Raw genomic sequence first — 2,169 nt, forward strand, 5'->3', positions numbered from 1 at the left:
CGTCGTTCATTCGTCGATGCCGTTCCCGCCGCCGAGCCTTATCCGGCGCGTGATGCCGATGGCTTCGAGAAAAGCCTCGTCATGGCTGACGACGACCAGCGCGCCGTCATAGGCGCGCAAACCCGCTTCGACAGCCTCGATGGAATCGATGTCGAGATGGTTGGTCGGCTCGTCCAGGATCAGCAATTGCGGCGGCGCCGTTCCGCCTAGCGCGCAGGCGAGGCCCGCGCGGAGCATCTGGCCGCCGCTGAGCGTGGCGACCTGCTGGAGCGCGGCATCGGCACGGAACATGAAGCGGGCGAGCGCCGCGCGGCAGGCATTCTCGTCCGCGCCCGGATGGAGCCGGCGATAATTGTCGCGGATGGAGGATGACGGATCGAGCAGATCGACCTGCTGGTCCAGCATCGCCATGTCGACCATCACCCGTACCGATCCAGTCTGTGGCCGGAGCCGGCCGGCAATCAGCGCCAGCAGGCTGCTTTTCCCCGATCCGTTGGGGCCGGTGACGGCGATCCGCTCCGGCCCGGTGACGGTGAGGGAAAGATCGCGGAATAACGGGCGGGCGGCATCATGGCCGAAGCCGAGGCCGTCGACGCGAAGCACCGTCCGGCCGGCGGGGAGGCCGGTGGGCGGCAGGGCGACGGTGAGTGGCTGGAGCACTTCGATCCGTTCGCGCAGCGATGCGGCGGCGCTTTGCGCATCGTCGCGCTGCCGCTCGGCCAGCCGGGCATTGGTACCGCCGGTCGCCTCCGCGCGGTTCTTGCGGGTGCCGAGCAGGATGCGGGGCATATCGCCCTTGGCGGCCTTGCGCCGGCCGCCGGCATCCTTGCGCGCCTTGCGCTCGGCCATCTTCTGGGCATCGCGGGCGGCATCGGCCACGCGCTTTTCGGCATCGGCCAGGTCGTGGCGGGCGGCGGCCAGCTCCAGCGCCTTGCGTTCGCGATAAAGGCTCCAGTTGCCGCCATAGCGTGTGGCGCCGAGCGACGTCAGCTCGACGATCGCGTCCATCGTCTCCAGCAGCTCGCGATCATGGCTGACGACGATGGCGCCGGCGCGCCAGCCGTGGAGAAGATCGATCACAGCGCGGCGGCCGTCGCGATCGAGATTGTTGGTGGGTTCGTCNGATATTGCCGTTGGGCGTGCCGGTGAGGAACTGGCCTTCGTCCACCGCGTCCATCGCCGCGTAGAAGCGATCGTTATAGCGGTTGCCGATCTGGCGGTTCTTCACCTTGGTCTGGCCGTAGACGTAGCTGATCTCGAACCGGGCGTGCGAGCTGATTTCCCCTTCGAAACCGATGACGCTGCGGATCGTCTCGCGATCGACATCCTCGCCCCGCGTCCCGAGATCGAAATTGTCGCGGTTGAGGAGGACGCCCGCCATCTCGATATCGGGATTATTGGCGTTATCCAGCGCGATCTGGCGCAGATTGGCGGGAAGATAGGGATTGTCCGGCTGGATCAGCGAGTAGAAATCGAAGGTCGGCTGGCTGATCGTGAAGGTCTTGGTCTTCACATATTTGCCCTGGACGAAGAAATCGATGCCATCCGTCACTTCGTAGCGGAACAGCGCATTCACATTATGCCGTTCGATGTCCGGCAGCAGATCGCCGATATAGTCCGATCGCGGCGTGCCGTCGCCGCCCTGCTGGTAGAAGGGCGGCACGAAGCGGCCGCCATCCCAGGGGGAACCGTCCCACCGATAATCCGGCACGCCATCGAAGTCGACGTCGATGCCGCCGGCGCGTGAACTGTCGTAGAAGCGCACGTCTTTCAGCGGCACGTTGTCGGGGATGTTGGGATCGTCGTCGGGATCGTCCGGATTGTTCTGGAAGGTGGTGCGGTTCTGGGTGAGGTTGCGCTTGCGCTGATACGCCTGAAGCCGTTCGTCGCGATCATATTCGTAATTGAGCGTGAAATTGCCGCGCCCGTCGGCGAAATTCTTGCCGGCGGTGATCGAGAAGAAGCGGTTGCCGGCATCGCCGCGCTCGGAGATGCCCATCTGGCCGCGAGCGAGAATACCCTCGAAATTCTTCTTGGTGACGAAATTCACCACGCCGGTNACGCCATCCGCGCCGTATATGGCCGAAGCGCCGCCGGTGAGGACGTCCACACGCTCGATCAGGTCGACCGGGATGGTGTTGATATCGACCGCGGCCGTGCCTGGCAGCG

1 protein-coding gene and 1 pseudogene are annotated in these 2,169 nt (G+C 65.1%); both read right to left on the reverse strand.

The genetic code is table 11. From position 1 onward, the window contains the following. Positions 1–6: 6 nt before the first annotated feature. A pseudogene (locus BHE75_RS09170) lies at positions 7–1,128 on the reverse strand (ATP-binding cassette domain-containing protein); the annotation flags it as partial. Then, on the reverse strand, positions 1,028–2,110 hold the full coding sequence (locus BHE75_RS09175) for a hypothetical protein (protein WP_254684542.1): 1,083 nt from the start codon (positions 2,108–2,110) through the stop codon (positions 1,028–1,030). The pseudogene BHE75_RS09170 and the gene BHE75_RS09175, both read right to left, overlap by 101 nt. Positions 2,111–2,169 lie beyond the last annotated feature (59 nt).

Source organism: Edaphosphingomonas haloaromaticamans (assembly GCF_001853345.1).
Lineage (GTDB): Bacteria > Pseudomonadota > Alphaproteobacteria > Sphingomonadales > Sphingomonadaceae > Sphingomonas_E > Sphingomonas_E fennica.